Origin of the sequence: Flavobacterium sp. (assembly GCF_043722275.1) — a bacterium.
Lineage (GTDB): Bacteria > Bacteroidota > Bacteroidia > Flavobacteriales > Flavobacteriaceae > Flavobacterium.
The window spans coordinates 1-19,313 of the sequence record NZ_JAYSPC010000138.1; the positions used below are offsets into that span (position 1 = coordinate 1).

The window sequence follows — 19,313 nt, forward strand, 5'->3', positions numbered from 1 at the left end:
ATAAACAATGATATCGCTCCGCTGGAGCTTTATCACGAATAACGTATATATTATCTATAAATATTATGCTCCTCTGGAGCTTTAAAAAGGAAAATTAAAATTATTTTATTTTAAAAATATTACCGAATAGTTTGGTCATACGACTATGCGATAAAATCTTGATTTTCTAAGACTACATTAAAAAGCAGCTTTAAAATCTATGTTTCTATGTGTTGAATATTTTTTCACGCAGATTTCACAGATTTAAAAAGATTTTTATTTTTTATCCTAGAAGATTCATTTTATTTCAATTGATTCCAAAAATCAAAGTAGTTGAACCATTGCAAAGGATATTTTGCCAACATCGATTCTACGCTTTCAACATACGCTTTCAGCAATCCTTTTTCATCACGGTGTTTGACTACAGCTTCACGCGCATACAAATGATAATGCAGGTTTGGTTCTTTCATTACATAAACAAAAACAACTGGAACTTTTAACCTTGAAGCGATTAAAAACGGACCTGCGGGAAAGTTTGCATCTTCGCCAAGGATTTTTTCAGATAATGATTTTGTGCCTTCAAAATAACGATCGCCGGTAAAACAAACCAGTTCATTATTTGCAAGTGCCGCATTGATTTCAAAAATATGAGAAAGATCATCGCTGATAATAATAAACTTTACGGTGGGTTTTTGGGCAAAGCTTTCGAGATAATTTTTAATAGCCGAATGTTCTAAATCTGTAGTAACCAGATTGATCTGAAAATCAATGTCGATATCACCCAGGAAATGTTCTGCGATTTCAAAATTTCCAATATGTGCACTGATTAAAACGCCTCCTTTTTTTTCTGCCAAAAGATTTTTCAAGATTCCGATTCCGTCAAATTCATAGGTGAATTTATTTCGCATTCCTGCCGAAATGGAAATTTTATCAATAATGGTTTGTCCAAAAGTGTAATAACTTTTAAAAACCATTTTTTTAGATTTGAACCAGGAATAGTTCAGCCTTTCTTTAAAATAATAAGAAATAGCTTTGTTGCTTTTCTTTAGAAATAAAAAATAGTAGGAAGCAACAAAATACAGTAAAACATAAGCGGCTTTAACACCCGCTTTTTGTATTAAAAAAACGAATATTCTATACCCTAAAACAGTTCCTTTTGATTTGCCATCCCATTTGCTCATTAAGCAATTTTGGCTTTTAATTTGTTTTCGATAAGATCATAAAAACTTTGAAAAGAAGCGATTCCTACGAAATCTACTTCTACGAGCTTTACGCCAAAGTTAGCTTCAATGGAAACTACTAAATCAACATAGTCCAAACTATCTAACCCAAGTGTGTCTTTTAAATTAGCATCTGGTTCAATATCATCATTATCTACTTCAAATTCATCAACTAAAAAACCATTAATTTTTGCTATAATCTCTTCTTTATTCATCGTCTAATTTAAACTTTTTAACCACCAACGCAGAGTTGGTTCCTCCGAATCCGAAGGAATTGGACAAAAATATGTCAAATTTTTTGTTTAAAGTAGTTTTGACCAAATTTAATTTGGCAGCATCTTCGTCAGGATTGTCTAAATTTATGTTTGGAGCAATGAAATCGTTCTGCATCATTAAGATAGAATAGATTACTTCGCTGGCTCCCGCCATCCAACATTCGTGCCCAGTCATTGATTTTGTTGAACTTACATACGGATTTTTCTCACCAAAAACTTCAAAAATAGCTTTGGCTTCATTACCGTCTCCAACTGGAGTTGAGGTTGCGTGAGCATTTATATAGTCAATATCACTTGCTTTTAATTTTGCTTCATCAAGCGCTCGTTGCATGGCTATAGACGGACCTTCGACATTTGGTGTGGAAATATGTCCGCCGTTTGATGAGAAGCCGTAACCTACAACTTCTGCAATAATATTGGCACCTCTTGCAATTGCAGATTCGTAACTTTCCAGAATTAAAGTTGCACCTCCGCCACTTGGGATTAATCCGTCGCGATCAGCATCAAAAGGCCTTGAGGCTTTTTCAGGTTCGTTTTCCCTATTCGAAAATACACCTAAACCATCAAAACTGCTCATGGCAAATTTGTTGATTTCCTGCGCGCCTCCTGTAATTATGATATCCTGAAATCCGCTTTTTATTAAAAAATAAGCAAGTCCTATAGAATGTGAACCACTTGCACAAGCCGCACTTATGGTAAGATTAATGCCACGGAGTTTAAAAATCGTAGACAAATTCATCGTTACCGTAGAATTCATCGATTTAAAAATGGCTCCGGAACCTATTAATGCGGTATCTTTTTTCTCTCTTACAATATCTGTAGCATCAATAATAGCTTTTGAAACGCTGTCATTTCCGTACATAATTCCCACTTCGCGATTCTCAAAAAAAGCGTCATCGATATTCGCATTTTTCAACGCTTCGATTGTTGCCATATAAGCATATTCGGTTTCTTCACCAATGCTCATACGTTGTCTTCGGGTCAATAAATTTTTTAGATCAGCTTTTGGAACCATTCCTGTTAAGGCTGATTGAAAACCAAATTCTTTTCTTTCAGAATCAAACTGAATACCCGATTTTCCGTTGTATAACGATTCCTTTACTTCATCTAAAGAAGTTCCGATACAGGAATAAATTCCCATTCCAGTAATTACAACTCTCTTATTCATCGTCTTTCAAAGTATTTTTTATCCTTAAAGTATAATTTTTTTAATCTCGCAAAGACGCGAAGTTTATTCTCTTTTTTAAGTTTTTTTAAATAAAACTTTGCGACTTCGCGTCTTTGCGTGCAATTTTCGACGTTAAAAAAAAACTTAAAATAGTCTCGCAAACATAGAAACTATTAAGAATATATTCCTCCGTTTATATTGATAATTTCTCCTGTAATATAGCTTGATTTTTTTGAAATCAAAAAGCTTACCAAATCTGCCACTTCTTCTGCTTCACCAAAACGATTTACGGGAATTAGTTTTAATAATTCTTTTTCGTCTAATTGGCTTGTCATATCAGTTTTGATAAAACCCGGAGCTACAGCATTTACAGTAATATTTCGTTTGGCAACTTCCTGAGCTAAAGCTTTTGTCGCTGCCACAATTGCGCCTTTTGCTGCCGAATAATTGGTTTGTCCAGCCGTTCCTTTTACGCCCGAAACCGAAACTATATTTACGATTCGACCATATTTATTGCGAAGCATTTTTTGAATGAAAAATTGCGTCACATTAAAAAATCCGTTTACGCTAGTGTTTACAACTCCGTTCCAGTCTTGAGGAGTCATCCACATAAAAAGACCATCTTTTGTAATTCCGGCGTTGTTTACAATTGCTTCTACAATCGCTTCAGGATTTGCTTCCTGCCATTGCGTTAATGTTTTTTGTACTTCTTCATAATTAGAAACATCAAAACCCAAAATTTCTCCGGTTGCTCCTAATGTTTGTATTTCCTGAAGTGTTGCTTCGGCAGCTGTTTTATTCGAATGATAATTGATCAGAATATGATAACTGGATTCAACGGCTAATTTTTTACAAATAGCACTTCCAATTCCTCTTGAACCGCCTGTTACTAATACACATTTCATTTATGTAGATTTTATTTTTTATAGGTCATAACTGGTATCGCCTTTTATTTATTGGTTTGTTGACACAATTTTTTTAGTGGCGATTTCATTTATGTAGATTTTATTTTTTATAGAAATAAAAATATTATTTCTTCTTTTTAGTTGCTGATTTTGCTGCAGGTTTTGCTTCTGTTTTTGGTTTTTCAACAGCAACTTCAGTTATAACTTTTTCTTTTTCCGCTGATTTTGAAAATAGTTCGGCGTTTTCAAACCATTGGTTGCTTAATACGGTTCCGTCAGGTTTAAGAAATCCCCATTTCCCTTCATTTTTTACTCTTGCAAGACCATCAATAAATCCTTTGTCTTGTTGTACAAATAAAGAAATAACGAATCCGTTTGAAGTTATCCCGTATTGTGTTGGAATTATTAATTTTCCTGATTCATTGATAAATCCCCAGTTTTTTTCTTTTACCGGAGCGATTCCGTTTGAACTAAAAACTTCAGCATCGCTATACGTTGGCGGAATAACAAATTCGGCTTTAGGATTAATATATCCCCATTTTGAACCTACACAAACCGGAGCCAGATTTTTTGAGAATGCTTTTGCTTTATCATATATAGGTAAAATTGTCCAGTTTCCTTTTAAGTCAATGAAACCAATTTTTCCATTCTTTTTAGCATAAGTCAAATCCTGAGTTTCAAAATCCCAGATTTTTTCGGCACCATCAACCGGAATAAATTTTCCTGCGCTCACAATTCCAAAAGTCTTGTCTTTTCTTGCCCAGGTTGTATTTTTAAAATAGTTTCCTATTTCATCATAAACAGGTTCTACAACTTCTTTACCATCGGCACTTATAATTCCCCATTTTTTATTGCTTTCAACTCTTGCAAAACCATTTTCAAAAGATTTGATCTGGTCGTATTTTGGTTGTAAAACAATTGCCATTTTTGAATTGATTAATCCAACTTTGTCTGATTGTCTTATAAAAGCAACGCCGTTATTAAAATCAAATAATTTTTCGGTTGGCGGCGGAGTTTGAATTTCTCCTTTAGTATTAATATAAACCCAATCCTTATCTTTTTTTACAATTGCAATTCCGCTGTTAAAATCTTTTGAATCAACAAAAGCTGCCGGAATTACCCATGTTCCTTTTGTATCAATAAAACCCCATTTTCCGTTATCTTCAGCAGCAGCCAAACCTTCAGAAAAGCTTTTTGCCGATTTGTATTGTGGCTCGATTTTAAAATTTCCATCTTTAGAAATATATCCAATTTTAGAATTTTTTTTAACCAAAGCCAAATCCTGACTATTAACGAATTGAATACATAATACGAATAAAAAAATAAGTGGTTTTTTCATGATTTTTAAGGTTCAATATTAATAATGTGAAAAAAGGTATTAACTGTTGATCAAATAATCTTTTACTTTTTGAACAAAAGGATACATCACCTGATCTTCTGAAAATACGGGAATTATGGTTCTGATATCATCGTACCATTTTCTTGTAACCGATGAAATTTTATCTTTTTGTACTAAATAATCAATTGCCTGAACGATTGTAATTAATTCTATCGCTAAAACTTCAAAAGAGTTTTCGATTACTTTTGATGTAATTACCGCAGCATTTGTTCCCATACTTACAATATCCTGATTGTCATTGTTGTTCGGGATACTGTGAACATACATTGGGTTGGATAACATTTGACTTTCGGCAGTTGTTGAGGTTGCAACGAATTGAACGCCCTGCATTCCGAAATTAAATCCTAATGTTCCCAAATTGACAAACGGAGGAAGAATTTCGTTGATTTTTGAATTCAGTAAATAATTCAACTGACGTTCTGCCAACATGGTTAATTTTGTAATAACAATTTTCAGTTTATCCATTTCAAGCGAAATATAATCGCCGTGGAAGTTTCCTCCGTGATAAACGTGTTTATTTTTTACATCTATAATTGGGTTGTCGTTTGCCGAGTTAAATTCGTCTTCAAGAATCGAAGCAACATTATTTATCGTTTCTAAAACCGGACCTAAAATTTGAGGTACGCAACGTAATGAATAATATTCCTGAACTTTTTCCTTGAAAATTTCTTCAGTATTTTCACCAGAATATAAATGGTCTTCTCTTTTACGGATCAAAGTACTGTCAGAAAGATTTTGTCTCATTCTTAAAGCCACTTCCTGTTGTCCTTTATGACGTTTTGTTTGGTTTAATTCTTCAGAAAAGTGATCGTCATACGCCTGCACCAATTCGTTTATGGCGCAAGAAGCTTTTAACGACCAGTCTAATAATTTATTAGAATGATGAACGTTTACAACTCCAATTCCTGTCATTACAGAAGTTCCGTTGATTAACGCAAGACCTTCTCTAATTTCTACCTGAATAGGTTTTAAGCCTTCAATTTCAAAAACTTCAGGAGTTGGTCTTCTGTCACCTTTATAAAAAACTTCGCCTTCGCCAATTAAAACTAAAGCTAAATGTGATAATTGTACTAAATCTCCGCTGGCACCAACGCCACCGTGTTCAAATATAAGAGGTGTAATATCTCTGTTAATTAATTCTGCCATCAAGTGGATAACTGACGGATGAACGCCGGAATTACCTAATGATAAAGTATTTAATCTTGCTAAAATTGCTGCTTTTGCACAAACAGGACTCAGTGGTTTTCCGGTTCCTGAAGAGTGGCTTCTGATTAAATTGTATTGTAATTGAATTTGGTCAGATTCTTTGATTCGGTATTGAGCCATTGGTCCAAAACCAGTATTTACTCCATATATAACTTTGTTTCCGGAAAATTCTTTCAGGAAATTGAAGCTTTCATTTACCCGGTTTAAAACAGCATCGCTTATTGTAACTTTGTTATTTCCAAAGATTATAGATTCAAATTCTGCTAAACTTAAATATTCAGTAATTGTATTCATTAAATTGTTTTTGGTTGTGCTAATTTAATTTTATTAATCAAAATAAATGTAGTTATTTTGATGATGGCAAATGTAGGCTAATAATTGATAATATTTTTAATATGATACAGGAGTTTGTTGATGTTTTAGTGATTGGTGCAGGACCTTCGGGATGTGTATCAGCATCTTATCTTCATAAAAACAATGTTAAGGTAAAAGTTGTTGAAAAAACAAAGTTTCCCAGACTTGTGGTTGGCGAAAGTTTGATACCGCGGGTTATGGATCATTTTGCTGAGGCTGAGCTTTTTGAAAGCTTAGATGCAATGAATTTTGAAAAAAAATTAGGCGCTCGTTTTATAAGAGGAGAAGAAATTTGTGTTTTTGATTTCAGTAAAAAATTTGGAGAAGGCTGGGATTGGACCTGGCAAGTGCCAAGAGCTGATTTTGACAATACTATGGCGCAGGAAGTGGTTCGAAAAGGGATTGATCTTGAATTTGAATCAGAGGTTTTGGAAGTTTCCTTTGAAGGGAAAAAATCAAAAACAATCGTAAAAGATAAAGACGGAAACCTTAAAGAAATTCACGCTAATTTTATTGTCGATTCTAGCGGATACGGACGTGTTTTACCACGACTTTTAGATCTTGATACGCCATCGCAATTAGATCCTCATTCGTCGATATTTACACATGTAAAAGATATTAACAGACCGGAAGGCGAGGAAGGAACTCAAATTTCATTTGATATTCTGGAAACCGAAGTTTGGTTATGGGTTATTCCGTTTTCTAACGGAAACACGAGTTTAGGTGTTGTAGGTCCAACGGATTTTATTAATTCATTATCTGAAAATAAAGACAGTGCGGAAGCTTTGCGAAATGCGATTCAGAAATCAGATTATTATATCAAGAGATTCAAAGGAACGGAGTTTTTATTTGAACCTGTAAAACTCGAAAATTATTCAAGAGCGGTAAAAAGAATGTACGGTGATGGTTTTGCGTTAACCGGAAATAGTTCTGAATTTTTAGATCCTGTATTTTCATCTGGTGTAGCTTTTGCAACCGAATCCGGAATGCTGGCAGCAAAATTATACCTTAAAGAATCACAAGGAATTGAAGTAAACTGGGAAGTTGAATTTACCGAATACATGAAACGCGGAATTGCCGTTTTTACCACTTACGTGAAAGAATGGTACACTGGAAACCTTCAGACTTTATTTTTTCACCAACCTGAAAACCCTGAAGTAAAAGAAAAAATATGTTCGGTTTTGGCAGGTTATGTATGGAATGAGGAAAATCCGTTTGTGAAGAAACACGATCATGTAATCAAAAACATGGCGTATTTACTGAATATGCAAAAGGAAGAAAAAGAAAACCCTAGTGTAAACTAGGGTTTTTTATGTATAAATTTTATTATTGAATTTCCGCATTTAAGTACGGCGTTAAATCTAAAAACATTTGTCTTGTATCTTCATTTTTGTCTTTATCAGATAAATATATAAATCCCATTTTTTCGTAAAATCCTAATGATTTTTTATAGGCATCAACAGTTATTAGTTTGCAGGCACAATTAGTATTGTGGTCTATGCTAAAAGAAATTATAAAATCAATAATTTTTTCACCAATACCTTGCCGTTTTTTATCTTTACTCACAGCTAATCTGCCAATTTTTATCGCAGGGATATTTTTAAGATGTCTTTTAGGGTGGGAAACCAAATTTGAAAGAAATTTTTTTAAAGCATTTTTAGAATTAAAATTACTTTCTTCAATTGTTAGACTATCATTAAATATACTATAATAAGCAATAGTACTAGTTTTATCTTCAAGAATGTATGTTGTAGCCAATAATTCAGAGGAATAATATTTTGCTTTTGAAAAAAGAAAATCATTTAAATCAGCATCATCTTTATCATCGCCACAATTAAAGTTATTTATTAAAGTATCAGCTTTCAGTTCAATTAATGAATAGTTACTTAATGGCATTCTCTATTATTTCTTTAAAATTGCTTTAAACTGATTTGCAGTTTCTCTAATTTGCATTATACGTGCTGTACTAACTTTAGAAGTCTTATTTTCTTCAAGTTTTTTATAAAAAACAGCAGCATCTTTGCTTCTTAATACAGGAGTTATTTTAATTGGCTTAGCCATAATATTTATTATTTAATTAAAGCAAATTATAAATGTGTCACAAAATTATGTAAGATAAATCTGTTACACAAAGATAAGCATTATATTTAATAATACAATTATACTATGTAATGCAGTTTACTATAATCACACATATGTTTACGAAAGGGACGCTCGTGAACGGAATAAAAAAAGCCCGAGTTAATTCGGGCTTTTTCATATTATTTATATGCTTTTTTCAATATCAATTTCGAAAGGGATTTTGCTGTTTTAGCATATCCTTCTCCAATTCTGGATTCGTTACTAAAGTTATTTCCCCATTGATCACCCGGAGATTCTTCGCTTGTAATTTCTAATAAAACATTTGATTTGTTGGCAGTTTCAACAAACTTTAAATTGGTAGTAACTTTTGCAGGTTGTTTCATAATTCCTGCATCCCAACCCGGATAAATCCAAACAGTTTGTACAATTAATGTATAAGGTGTATTTAATCCTTCCTGAAAATTTAAATCTTTTTTTCCTTTAGACAATACAATGTTTCCAATTTCTAAAAATTTTGGCGTCCATATTTGTTCTTTGGCCGAAATCCATTGTTTTTGCCAAATGTTTCCGTTCCCTTTAGCTTTTTTATCTAAATCGGCTTTGTGTTCTTCAACATATTGCGATTCGGGTTTGTTTTCTTTCATCATAGTAAAATTACTATAATCAAATTCGGTGTTGATTTCTTTTTGATCTTTCAGGAAATCAAAATTACCCTGAACAACATTCATGTCTTGAGAAAATACAGCTCCGGAAATAAGGAACAATGCAAATACTAATTTTTTCATTTTTATATTATGAGTTAATAACTTTGGGATAAATGTAAGCGAATCTTTCTAAATTAAAAACATCCTGCCAACCTTTAAAAAATAGGCTAAATGTGTGCCGTTAGGCTCTAAATATTGGTAGTTAATATGAATCTGAATGAATCTAGCGTGCCGTAGGTACGCAATAGTTATCATTTTGTTGCGTACCCTACGGCACGCCAATGTATTTTGAATCTCTATTAACTACCAATATTTAGAGCCTAACGGCACATTTCAACTCTTGGTTCGCCATCACTCTAATTATCAAGAAAAGTTTAACTTAATGACATTGCGCTGGCGTTATCGACAATACCAAACAAAAAAAATACGCAAACGTCTATTCAGACATTTGCGCATTTTTTATAAAAGCTGTTTTTTAAAGAATATTACTTTTCTTTTAGCATTTTTTCTAAAAATTCATTTTTATCTTTTTCCACCTGAACTAAGCGTTCGTAAAGTTCGATCACTTTATCCAGAGGATTAAAATTGCAAGTGTTATTATTATTTGCGAAGATGTTATTAGGGCTATCGTTGAAAGTATTAAAATAATTAATCATATTTTCTTCTGAAAAGTTTTCTATTGCTTCTACACTAACTCCAAGGACTTTTGCAATTTCTACAAGTCTTTTAAATTCAACTTCCTCGCTTCCTTCAATGCTGGAAACCGTTTGTTGGCTTACTCCAATAGCTTCTGCAAGTATTTCTTGCTTAATACCGCGAAGTTCTCTGATTCGGCTAATATTTCTGCCAATATGTTTTGGTTTAGTTGCTGTGCTCATAATTCAAAGGTATTTAAAATTCTTTTACAAAATAGAAATTGGTAAAAAACAAGGCTTTTTAGTGAGCTACTATTTCTGTTTAAAATCTGATTAGTTTCTTTGGATAAATGTAAGTCAAATCTTCTGAAACAAAAAAAAGACTACCAAAAAATGATAGTCTTTAATTCTTCAAAAAATAATATAGTAAAAAATAATACTACCAGAATTTTACATATAAAGCCACGATAATCAATAATGTAATTACGATTAAAACTGTAGTTTGTGGTTTTAATTTAAACATTTCAGAATCTATATCAAACGCTTTAGGATTAATTTTTGGCCCTGCAAAACTCATTGCAACCATTACTAAAGAGGTGAATAAGAATGATAATCCCATACAAATATGAAACGGAATTTCATAAGCTCCTTTTCCGTTAGGATAAGCAGTATATAATAAAGTCTCGTTTCCAAAAAGCATTGGAGCATATTCGTTGAATAAAACAGAAAGTACAAATCCTAAAATTACACCCACAATTGCAGCTGCTCCCGTAGTTCTTTTCCAGAACATACCTAAAACGAACATTGCGAAAACTCCGGGACTAATGAAACCTGTATATTTTTGAATATACGTAAATCCACCAACTCCGCCAATTCCTAAAATATCATTCCAAGTGAATAAAACAGCTAAAAGCATTGCCGCAAAAACGGCAATTCTACCGATGTTTACCTGTTGTTTTTCACCAGCTTCTTTCTGGATGTATTTTTTATGAATGTCTAACGTATAAATCGTTGAAATACTATTTACTTTTCCGGCTAACGAAGCTACAATTGCAGCCGTTAACGCCGCTACCGAAAGTCCTTTTAAACCCGTTGGCAAGAAAGTCAATACGGCAGAATAAGCGCCATCTTTTCCTCCCACTAATTGAGGTAAATGTCCGTTTTCATATAAAACATAAGCAGCAATACCAGGCAACATTACGATTACGGGCATTAATAATTTTAAAATACCCGCAAATAAAATTCCTGTACGGGCAGTTTGCAAATCAGCACCTAAAGCTCTTTGCGTAATGTATTGGTTACAACCCCAATAGTTTAAGTTGATAATCCAGATTCCGGCAAGATATGACATCAAACCCGGGAAAGTCAAATACTTATTAATATCAAGTTGAGAAGATGTCGCAGTAGGTTTTGGGATAATCATTTTGAAATGTTCAGGAGCTTCTCTCATTAAAACTTTGAAACCTGCAATGGCATTTTCACCAACTCCAAAATATTGACCAACCGTTGTCAGGGCGATATATGAAGTTACTAAACCTCCAATAATTAAAACCGCAACCTGAATAACATCAGTATAAGCTACCACTTTCATACCTCCTAAAGAGATAAATAAAGCAAATACAGCTAAACCAATCATGATAACATGCAAATATTCTCCTCCGGCTAAACCATTAATAGCAACGGCTCCTAAATATAGGATAGAAGTTAAATTTACAAATACATACAAAAACAACCAGAAAACCGCCATAATCAACGCAGTCGATTCATTATAACGTGTTTTTAAAAATTGTGGCATTGTATAAATCTTATTTTTAAGATATACCGGAATGAACCAAACAGCCACGATAATCAACGCAATAGCAGCGATCCATTCGTAAGCAGCAACAGCAATTCCTAAAAAGAAACCTTCACCACTCATCCCGATGAATTGTTCAGCCGAAATATTTGAGGCAATTAAAGATGCTCCAATAGCCCACCAGGTTAAGTTTCCTTCGGCCAAAAAATAGGCTTTAGCATCTTGTTCGTCATGTTTACGTTTGCGGTAAACGGTATATCCGTAGGTAGAAACTACGATGAAATAAATAATAAATACCGCATAATCTGCGAAAGCAAGGTTCTGGTTCATTGTTAGTAGTATTTTAAAAATTAATATAAGTGATTGTTTATTTAGTTGCGGTTTAGAATCTTAATCTGAAAAAAGATTCAAACTAAGATTATGTTATTGTTAATGGTTTTAAAATATGATATGTGTTTTTAATCTGTTATATTTTTATGAAAAACTGAACGATAGCCAAAAGTAAAATAAATATTTATATATACGCTACTAACAAATGTATTTTTTACATTTATAAACAAATTATTGTGTTAAATTCACAATCAGGCTTCGCTGCAATACTTTTCATTGTTTATTTTTTCTTCAATTTATAATGAATATCTGATTGTTGTCTTAAAGTTTCGGCACTTCTTTCAGCTGTAATATCACGCTGAGATTCACCTAACATTTCATATCCAACCATGAATTTTTTAACAGTTGCTGAACGCAATAATGGCGGATAAAAATGCATATGAAAATGCCATTCCGGATGCTCTAAACCATCTGTTGGCGCTTGATGAATTCCTGATGAATACGGGAAAGAGGTACTAAATAAATTATCGTACTTAATTGTTAATTGCTTTAAAATTACAGCAAAAGCATTTGTTTCTTCGGCAGTAAAATCAGTAATTTTATTCAATGCTCTTTTGCTGATAATCATAGTTTCATAAGGCCAGATTGCCCAAAATGGAACTAATGCCACAAAATGATCGTTTTCGATTACAACACGTTCTCCGTTTCTTAATTCGGCTTGAAGATAATCCTGTAAAAGCGTTCTTTGGTTTTTATCAAAATACGATTTCAGGCTGTTTTGTGTTTTCTCCACCTGAGTTGGCAATGATGATTGCGCCCAGATTTGTCCATGCGGATGCGGATTACTGCAACCCATCACGCTGCCTTTATTCTCAAAAATCTGAACGTGATTAATGTACTTGATGTTTCCTAAATCCGTGTATTCTTTTTGCCAGGTTTTGATGATATTTTCAATCGCGTCAATTTCCATTTCCGGCAACGTAAGATCGTGTCTTGGCGAAAAGCAAACTACTCTTGAAATTCCCTGTTCCGGTTTTGCCTTAAAAAAAGTATGTTTTATGTCTTCTTCAAAAATAATTTCGTCCTGCTTCATCGCAGCAAAATCATTTTCGAACACAAAACTGTCTTCATAATTGGGGTTATTCTCCCCGTTTGCCCGAACATTTCCCGGACACAAATAACAAGTTAGGTCGTGTTTTGGTAATGTTTCGGTTGTAATTGTTTCGTTTTGTCCTTGCCACGGGCGTTTTGAACGATGAGGTGATACTAAAACCCACTCATTAAGTAAGGGATTAAAACGTCTGTGAGGGTCTTCGTTAATGTCAAAATTTTTCATGTTTAATTCTTTGGTATTAAAGTAGTGTTGTTCCGTTTGCGATTTTTACATCATAGAATTTTAATTCAATCCCAAATGTATCTAAATAAAGATTCGAAAACTTACGTTTTACCTCATTTTCATGACCTTTTTTAATCAAATTGATTGTACAGCCACCAAAACCACCTCCCATTAATCGTGAACCAACAATTGCATCGTCAGATTTTGCGGTATCTACCAGCATATCCAGCTCTGCACAACTTACTTCATACTCTTGTGATAAGCCATAATGCGTTTCAAAAAGCAATTGTCCTAAAAGTTTTATATTTCCGTTATCAAGAGCCTCACAAGCTCTTATTACACGGTTAATTTCTTTCACAACAAAGTGAACTCTTTTAAAAACCGTTTCATTTATTTTATCCTGAATGCTCAAAAGTTGTTCTTCGGTGCAATCCCGAAAACTTTTTATTTCAGGGAAATTATTTTTTATAATCGCTAAACCTTGATCGCATTCAATTCTTCTCGTATTATATTCAGATGTAAAAAGCGAATGTTTTACATTACTATCAAATAAAACCAGAGAATAATCTTTAAAATCGGCATTATGATATTCATAATCCAGCGTGTTACAATCCAGTTTTATTACTTTATTTTCAAGACCGTGTACGCTTGAAAACTGATCCATAATACCACAATTTATTCCAACCCAATGTTCTGCTTTTTGTCCTAATAAAGCGATATCGACTTTTTCAATTTTTAAATCAAAAAGTTCTTTTATCCCAAAAAGCATTCCGCATTCTAAAGCCGCCGAAGATGACAATCCCGATCCAACCGGAATACTACTGCTAAAAACACAATTGAAACCTTCAAAAACAAAACCGTTATCCTGTAATTGTTTGATAACGCCGCGAATATAATTTGTCCAGACAATCTCACTTAATTTAACTTCGTTTGACAAATCAATTTCAAACTCTTCGTTTAAATCGATCGCAATTATCCTTGATTTTTTGGTATTATTTTTTTCGAAAGCAAAACAAATAACTTTGTCAATTGCCGCCGGTAAAACATAACCGTCATTATAATCAATATGTTCGCCAATAATATTGATTCTTCCCGGAGAAAGAACGACTTTTTGAGGAACTGATCCAAATGATTTTTCAAAAAAAGCTGTCGTATTCTGGATTAAAATGTCATTCATTATATTTGATTCAAAGGGTAATATCTTGTGATTTCTGAGCTTTTATCTAATCGGTTTTTAGTTTATATTCTCAAATTTATAAACCGTTTTTTGATGATATTCTTCTCCTTTTTTCAAAACCGAATTAGGAAAATGATCGTGATTTGGTGCGTCAGGGAAATTTTGAGTTTCAAAACAAATTCCGCTTGACGGATGATAATTTGTATTTTCTTTTCCTTTTAAAATATCAAAACAATTTCCGCCTACATAAACGTGAACGCTTGGCTGATTTGTGTAAACGCTCATTTGTAAATTATTTTTTGAACTGAATAATTGCGCCACAACATTATTTGTAGACTCAATTACAAACGAGTTGTCAATTGAAGCCGGACAGTTTTTAGTCGTTCTAAAATCAAAATCATGATTAGAAAGAGCAGTAAAATTTCCTGTTGGAATATTCTCTGCATTCGTTTCTAATATTTTTTCGGCATCAATAAACATAGTCTGATCCAGAACGCTTGAATCATGACCATCAAGATTAAAATAACTGTGATGCGTTAAATTTATAATCGTATCTTGGGTAGTTGATGCTTTGTATTCAAGCTTCAGTTCGTTGTCTTCGGTTAAAGTATAAGTTAAATCTATATGTAATTCACCCGGGAAATTTTCGTCAAGATTTTTACTCGAAAGACTTAAAGTTATTGATGGATTATCGCCGGAAGTTAAATTGATAACGTTCCATGCTTTTTTTCCAAAACCAATGTTTCCGCCATGCAAAGTGTTTCCGTTATTATTGGCATTTAACTGATATGTTTTATCATTTAATGTAAAAGCACCTTTGTTGATTCGGCCCGCATAACGCCCAACAGTTGTTCCAAAATAAGGCGCACTTGGCAAATTATACGAAGCGATATAAGATTCTAAAGCATCAAAACCTAAAACCACATCAACAAGATTACCATTTGAAACCGGAATTTGTAATGAAGTTACAGTTGCACCATAATTAATGATCTGAACTTTCATTCCGTTTTTATTTGATAATTCAAAAGAAAGAATTTCTTCATTATCTGGCATTAAACCAAATGATTTAGGAGTAGATCCGTTTTGAAAATGCGATATATGTTTTATTTTCATACAATTTTTACCAAAAGTGAAATCCAAAAATAGAAACATTCTTTTACTTTACATACCAGTACCTACTAGTTTTTTGTATATTGCGCAAAAATCTATTTTTCATGAATATTATTTCGATTCAAAACAACATTGGACTGCCAAAATATAAGCAGATTATTCTTTCAATAGAAAAAGCAATCGAAGAAGAAAAATTGGTAAAAGGCGACAGGCTTCCGTCTGTTAATAAAGTCTGTCTGGCTTTTTCATTATCGCGTGATACGGTTTTATTAGGTTATGATGAACTCAAAAAAAGGGGAATTATTTATGCCATTCCAGGCAAAGGATATTACGTTAAAAGCGTTGAAACCACTATAAAACAAAAGATTTTCTTGTTATTTGATGAATTAAATAGTTTTAAGGAAGACATCTATAATTCGTTTTTAAAAAACATTGGAAAAAATGTTCAGGTCGATATTTTCTTTCATCATTTTAATGTTCCGGTCTTTCAAAAACTCATAAATGACAGTAACGGGAATTATACAAAATACATCATTATGCCAACCAACTTAAACGATGTAGCCAGATTTGTAAAAACCCTACCAGTAAGCGAAGTTATCATACTGGATCAAACAAATCCTGACTTGAAATTATATCCGGCAATTTATCAAAATCATGAAAAAGATATTTTTGAAGGCTTATTGAAAGGGAAATCCAAATTGGGAAAATACAAGAAATTAATTTTAATTTTTCCGGGATTTCGGGAACCACTCGGAATGAAAATTGGATTCGAAAATTTTTGTACCAATTATAATTTTGAATATGAAATCATAACCGAATTTACAGATCGGGAAATTACTTCAGGAGATTTATATATTATCCCAAATGATCGTGATTTAGTTCGTGTGATCGAAAAAGCACGAGATCAAAACCTGAAATTAGGAATTGATTTTGGAATTATATCGTACAATGAAACGCCATTAAAAAAGATTGTAGCAAATGGAATCACAACTATTTCAACTCATTTTGAAATGATGGGAAAAATTTTGGCAGATATGGTTATCAAAGGGAAGAAAGAACAAATAGAGAATAAATCATCTTTGATAATTAGAAATTCGTTGTAAAATTCCATTTTTATTGCGAACAAAATTTTTGGAAGATTAGGCAATTATATATATTCCCTGCGGGCAATGTCATTTCGACGCAGGAGAAATCTCCACGAGAAGCTCGACAAAGATTGCTGATTTTGTTTGCGGAGATTCTAGTGCGATTTCTCGTTCCTCGAAAATGACGAGCTTTGCGATTTTGCAAGAGAATTATTCGGCAACCATTATTGATTTTTTAACTTAATGACATTGCACCAGGAACATCATTTATACGTTTTGCATTTCTATTACGTATTTTAAAAAACACTCACAATAAATCAATATCTCATTATAATAACCTTTTACTCATTAAATCATTAAATTTTTAATTAAAAAAATAAGGAAATAATTTTTTGTTTTTGTGAAATTATTTTACTTACATTTGTAAATGTATATTTTACACTTATTATTTATTTCGTTTTTTGATTTTATAATTATGAACGAAACCAAATAAAAACAAAAATTCTCCAAAAGAAATCCTGGATTTAAAATACAATAATTATAACATTTCAAAATAAAAAGAAACATGAAATTTTTTATAGACACAGCAAATTTAAAAGATATTAAAGAAGCAAATGATTTAGGAGTTTTAGATGGTGTAACCACAAATCCGTCATTAATGGCAAAAGAAGGAATTACCGGCGCGCAGAATATTTTAGATCATTATATCAAGATCTGCGAATTAGTTGACGGCGATGTAAGCGCTGAGGTAATCTCAACAGATTTTGAAGGAATGGTTGCCGAAGGAGAAAAATTAGCGGCGTTACATCCTCAAATAGTAGTGAAAATTCCGATGATAAAAGATGGCGTAAAAGCAATAAGATATTTTTCGAATAAAGGAATCAGAACCAATTGTACTTTAATATTTTCTGCCGGACAGGCATTATTAGCAGCAAAAGCCGGAGCAACTTATGTGTCTCCGTTTATCGGACGTCTTGATGATGTGTCAACAGATGGAATAGTTTTGATAGAAGATATCAGATTAATTTTTGATAATTATGGTTTCGAAACGGAGATTCTGGCGGCTTCGGTTCGTAATGTGATGCACATTATTAATTGTGCAAAAACAGGTGCAGATGTTATCACCGGACCATTAAGCGCCATTGAAGGTTTGCTCAAACATCCGCTTACAGATATTGGTTTAGCGACTTTCCTTGCAGATTATCAAAAAGGGAATAGCTAGATTTAGCTTACGAATTTTTAGCCCAAGGATTTTACGGATTAAACGGATTGGCACAGATTTTTTTAAATATAATCCGCGAAAACCCGTTTAATCCGTAAAATCAGTAGGCAAATAAAAAGAATATTTTAGTTATTTTAATAATAGTTTTATTGAATGAAAAACCCTGAAAGTTTGTGGCTTTCAGGGTTTTGTTTTTTAGTAAATATTTTTTTCTCGCAGATTTAGCAGATTGTACGGCTTTTTTAATTTTTATCTGCCAAATTTGCGAGAGAAATTTTTATGATTATTCGCATTTTAAAAATAAAATCTGCGAAAACCCGTTTAATCCGCTAAACCAGTGGGCTAAATTTTTATAAATTCAATACAAAATCATTAAGTAATTTCTCTTCATATTTTTCTTTGTTGAAAGTATATAAGTAAGATCCTTTTCTGGAAGATTGCATATCTTTTTCTTCCAATTTATTCAAAATTTCTAATGAATTAATTTTGCTGATAAAATTACGTTTGTCTAATTCCTTGCTTAAAATTGCTTCATATAATTCTAATAATTGGCGCATGGTAAATTTTTCAGGTAGCAATTCAAATCCTATTGGTTTTATCGAAGTTCTGTAGCGTAATCGTTTAATTGCATTTTGTACCATTTGGTTATGGTCAAAAATCAAATTAGGAGCATCGGCAATACTAAACCATTGTGCATGATAATTTTTAATTAATTCTGCATTATGATTTTCGATATTAATTAAAGCATAATAGGATACAGAAATGGTTCTTTCAACAGGATCACGATCAATTTCACTAAAAGCATATAATTGCTCCATATAAATATCGTTCAAACCTGTATAAGTATTCAAAATTCTGATTGCCGCATCATCTAATACCTCATCGCGTTTTAAAAAGCCACCAATTAAAGACCATTTTCCCTTTTCAGGCTCAAAGTCTCTTTTAATTAAAAGGATTTTTAAACCTTCATGGTCGAATCCAAAAATGATACAATCTACTGCTAATAAGACTTTATCGGCAGAGCTATAACTGTTTAGCATACTCAATTTTTTATTGTAAATATATAAACTTCTTAACAGGTTTCATAATTTATTAATGTGAATTATACACTTAAAAAACCTGTTTAAAATAAGTTAAAAGAATCATTTTTTGATTAGAAAATAACACACTATTTTCACTTTTATGATTTTTTAAGTCAAAATACAGGACACTTAAGGACATTTTTTTAATTAAAAGTATAATCTAACATCAAAATTAAGATTTATAAATAAGTTTATTTTTACAAAAATAGCACATCTATAACATTCAAATAGTTATAAAACAGCAGATTT

18 protein-coding genes are annotated in these 19,313 nt (G+C 32.5%); 3 read left to right on the forward strand and 15 right to left on the reverse strand.

The window, feature by feature from the left end; genetic code table 11:
• Positions 1–281 precede the first annotated feature (281 nt).
• The 6 genes from ACHZDT_RS16975 to hutH form a co-directional block, all read right to left on the reverse strand.
• Positions 282–1,160, reverse strand: a complete 879-nt coding sequence (locus tag ACHZDT_RS16975; RefSeq protein WP_394775822.1) for a lipid A biosynthesis acyltransferase — start codon at positions 1,158–1,160, stop codon at positions 282–284.
• Positions 1,160–1,414, reverse strand: a complete 255-nt coding sequence (locus tag ACHZDT_RS16980) for an acyl carrier protein (protein ID WP_394775823.1) — start codon at positions 1,412–1,414, stop codon at positions 1,160–1,162. The genes ACHZDT_RS16975 and ACHZDT_RS16980 overlap by 1 nt, the downstream gene beginning before the upstream one ends.
• Complete coding sequence (locus tag ACHZDT_RS16985) at positions 1,407–2,642, reverse strand: beta-ketoacyl-[acyl-carrier-protein] synthase family protein (protein WP_394775824.1); 1,236 nt, start codon at positions 2,640–2,642, stop codon at positions 1,407–1,409. The genes ACHZDT_RS16980 and ACHZDT_RS16985 overlap by 8 nt, the downstream gene beginning before the upstream one ends.
• Before the next feature lie 173 nt (positions 2,643–2,815).
• Positions 2,816–3,547, reverse strand: a complete 732-nt coding sequence (fabG, locus tag ACHZDT_RS16990) for a 3-oxoacyl-ACP reductase FabG (protein ID WP_394775825.1) — start codon at positions 3,545–3,547, stop codon at positions 2,816–2,818.
• Between the two features lie 124 nt (positions 3,548–3,671).
• On the reverse strand, positions 3,672–4,886 hold the full coding sequence (locus ACHZDT_RS16995; RefSeq protein ID WP_394775826.1) for a WG repeat-containing protein: 1,215 nt from the start codon (positions 4,884–4,886) through the stop codon (positions 3,672–3,674).
• Between the two features lie 39 nt (positions 4,887–4,925).
• Complete coding sequence (gene hutH, locus ACHZDT_RS17000) at positions 4,926–6,446, reverse strand: histidine ammonia-lyase (RefSeq protein WP_394775827.1); 1,521 nt, start codon at positions 6,444–6,446, stop codon at positions 4,926–4,928.
• 101 nt (positions 6,447–6,547) lie between these two features.
• Here hutH and ACHZDT_RS17005 point away from each other — a divergent pair, with 101 nt between their 5' ends.
• A complete protein-coding gene (locus tag ACHZDT_RS17005; protein WP_394775828.1) occupies positions 6,548–7,810 on the forward strand; it encodes an NAD(P)/FAD-dependent oxidoreductase in 1,263 nt (420 codons plus the stop codon).
• A gap of 22 nt (positions 7,811–7,832) precedes the next feature.
• Here the strand turns inward: ACHZDT_RS17005 and ACHZDT_RS17010 are convergent, their stop codons facing one another.
• The 8 genes from ACHZDT_RS17010 to ACHZDT_RS17045 form a co-directional block, all read right to left on the reverse strand.
• Entirely contained in the window at positions 7,833–8,402 is a 570-nt protein-coding gene (locus ACHZDT_RS17010) for a GNAT family N-acetyltransferase (RefSeq protein WP_394775829.1), read from the reverse strand.
• Positions 8,403–8,408: 6 nt separating this feature from the next.
• Positions 8,409–8,567 carry a hypothetical protein gene (locus tag ACHZDT_RS17015; protein ID WP_198529559.1) on the reverse strand — a complete coding sequence of 53 codons (159 nt, stop codon included), beginning with the start codon at positions 8,565–8,567 and terminating at the stop codon, positions 8,409–8,411.
• Between the two features lie 200 nt (positions 8,568–8,767).
• The gene (locus tag ACHZDT_RS17020) at positions 8,768–9,373 is read right to left on the reverse strand and encodes a hypothetical protein (protein WP_394775830.1); all 606 of its coding nucleotides are present in this window, start codon (positions 9,371–9,373) and stop codon (positions 8,768–8,770) included.
• A gap of 404 nt (positions 9,374–9,777) precedes the next feature.
• Positions 9,778–10,170 carry a helix-turn-helix domain-containing protein gene (locus ACHZDT_RS17025; RefSeq protein WP_394775831.1) on the reverse strand — a complete coding sequence of 131 codons (393 nt, stop codon included), beginning with the start codon at positions 10,168–10,170 and terminating at the stop codon, positions 9,778–9,780.
• A 196-nt stretch (positions 10,171–10,366) separates the two neighbouring features.
• Positions 10,367–12,052: a sodium/sugar symporter gene (locus tag ACHZDT_RS17030; RefSeq protein ID WP_394775832.1), complete on the reverse strand. Its 1,686-nt coding sequence runs from the start codon at positions 12,050–12,052 to the stop codon at positions 10,367–10,369.
• Positions 12,053–12,332: 280 nt separating this feature from the next.
• Positions 12,333–13,388: a UDP-glucose--hexose-1-phosphate uridylyltransferase gene (locus tag ACHZDT_RS17035; RefSeq protein WP_394775833.1), complete on the reverse strand. Its 1,056-nt coding sequence runs from the start codon at positions 13,386–13,388 to the stop codon at positions 12,333–12,335.
• Positions 13,389–13,404: 16 nt separating this feature from the next.
• Entirely contained in the window at positions 13,405–14,565 is a 1,161-nt protein-coding gene (galK, locus tag ACHZDT_RS17040) for a galactokinase (RefSeq protein ID WP_394775834.1), read from the reverse strand.
• Between the two features lie 57 nt (positions 14,566–14,622).
• On the reverse strand, positions 14,623–15,678 hold the full coding sequence (locus tag ACHZDT_RS17045; RefSeq protein WP_394775835.1) for an aldose epimerase family protein: 1,056 nt from the start codon (positions 15,676–15,678) through the stop codon (positions 14,623–14,625).
• Positions 15,679–15,779: 101 nt separating this feature from the next.
• Between ACHZDT_RS17045 and ACHZDT_RS17050 the strand changes: the two genes are divergently transcribed.
• Both ACHZDT_RS17050 and fsa read left to right on the forward strand, forming a co-directional pair.
• Positions 15,780–16,778 carry a GntR family transcriptional regulator gene (locus ACHZDT_RS17050; protein ID WP_394775836.1) on the forward strand — a complete coding sequence of 333 codons (999 nt, stop codon included), beginning with the start codon at positions 15,780–15,782 and terminating at the stop codon, positions 16,776–16,778.
• Between the two features lie 547 nt (positions 16,779–17,325).
• Complete coding sequence (fsa, locus tag ACHZDT_RS17055; protein ID WP_394775837.1) at positions 17,326–17,982, forward strand: fructose-6-phosphate aldolase; 657 nt, start codon at positions 17,326–17,328, stop codon at positions 17,980–17,982.
• A gap of 350 nt (positions 17,983–18,332) precedes the next feature.
• Here the strand turns inward: fsa and ACHZDT_RS17060 are convergent, their stop codons facing one another.
• Positions 18,333–19,022, reverse strand: a complete 690-nt coding sequence (locus ACHZDT_RS17060) for an NUDIX domain-containing protein (protein ID WP_394775838.1) — start codon at positions 19,020–19,022, stop codon at positions 18,333–18,335.
• Positions 19,023–19,313 lie beyond the last annotated feature (291 nt).

What these genes read in the sequence shown, in the direction of transcription:
- ACHZDT_RS16975 (WP_394775822.1), bottom strand. Translation starts at nt 1,160, where the DNA reads ATGAGCAAATGGGATGGCAAATCAAAAGGAACTGTTTTAGGGTATAGA.
- ACHZDT_RS16980 (WP_394775823.1), bottom strand. Translation starts at nt 1,414, where the DNA reads ATGAATAAAGAAGAGATTATAGCAAAAATTAATGGTTTTTTAGTTGAT.
- ACHZDT_RS16985 (WP_394775824.1), bottom strand. Translation starts at nt 2,642, where the DNA reads ATGAATAAGAGAGTTGTAATTACTGGAATGGGAATTTATTCCTGTATC.
- fabG (WP_394775825.1), bottom strand. Translation starts at nt 3,547, where the DNA reads ATGAAATGTGTATTAGTAACAGGCGGTTCAAGAGGAATTGGAAGTGCT.
- ACHZDT_RS16995 (WP_394775826.1), bottom strand. Translation starts at nt 4,886, where the DNA reads ATGAAAAAACCACTTATTTTTTTATTCGTATTATGTATTCAATTCGTT.
- hutH (WP_394775827.1), bottom strand. Translation starts at nt 6,446, where the DNA reads ATGAATACAATTACTGAATATTTAAGTTTAGCAGAATTTGAATCTATA.
- ACHZDT_RS17005 (WP_394775828.1), top strand. Translation starts at nt 6,548, where the DNA reads ATGATACAGGAGTTTGTTGATGTTTTAGTGATTGGTGCAGGACCTTCG.
- ACHZDT_RS17010 (WP_394775829.1), bottom strand. Translation starts at nt 8,402, where the DNA reads ATGCCATTAAGTAACTATTCATTAATTGAACTGAAAGCTGATACTTTA.
- ACHZDT_RS17015 (WP_198529559.1), bottom strand. Translation starts at nt 8,567, where the DNA reads ATGGCTAAGCCAATTAAAATAACTCCTGTATTAAGAAGCAAAGATGCT.
- ACHZDT_RS17020 (WP_394775830.1), bottom strand. Translation starts at nt 9,373, where the DNA reads ATGAAAAAATTAGTATTTGCATTGTTCCTTATTTCCGGAGCTGTATTT.
- ACHZDT_RS17025 (WP_394775831.1), bottom strand. Translation starts at nt 10,170, where the DNA reads ATGAGCACAGCAACTAAACCAAAACATATTGGCAGAAATATTAGCCGA.
- ACHZDT_RS17030 (WP_394775832.1), bottom strand. Translation starts at nt 12,052, where the DNA reads ATGAACCAGAACCTTGCTTTCGCAGATTATGCGGTATTTATTATTTAT.
- ACHZDT_RS17035 (WP_394775833.1), bottom strand. Translation starts at nt 13,388, where the DNA reads ATGAAAAATTTTGACATTAACGAAGACCCTCACAGACGTTTTAATCCC.
- galK (WP_394775834.1), bottom strand. Translation starts at nt 14,565, where the DNA reads ATGAATGACATTTTAATCCAGAATACGACAGCTTTTTTTGAAAAATCA.
- ACHZDT_RS17045 (WP_394775835.1), bottom strand. Translation starts at nt 15,678, where the DNA reads ATGAAAATAAAACATATATCGCATTTTCAAAACGGATCTACTCCTAAA.
- ACHZDT_RS17050 (WP_394775836.1), top strand. Translation starts at nt 15,780, where the DNA reads ATGAATATTATTTCGATTCAAAACAACATTGGACTGCCAAAATATAAG.
- fsa (WP_394775837.1), top strand. Translation starts at nt 17,326, where the DNA reads ATGAAATTTTTTATAGACACAGCAAATTTAAAAGATATTAAAGAAGCA.
- ACHZDT_RS17060 (WP_394775838.1), bottom strand. Translation starts at nt 19,022, where the DNA reads ATGCTAAACAGTTATAGCTCTGCCGATAAAGTCTTATTAGCAGTAGAT.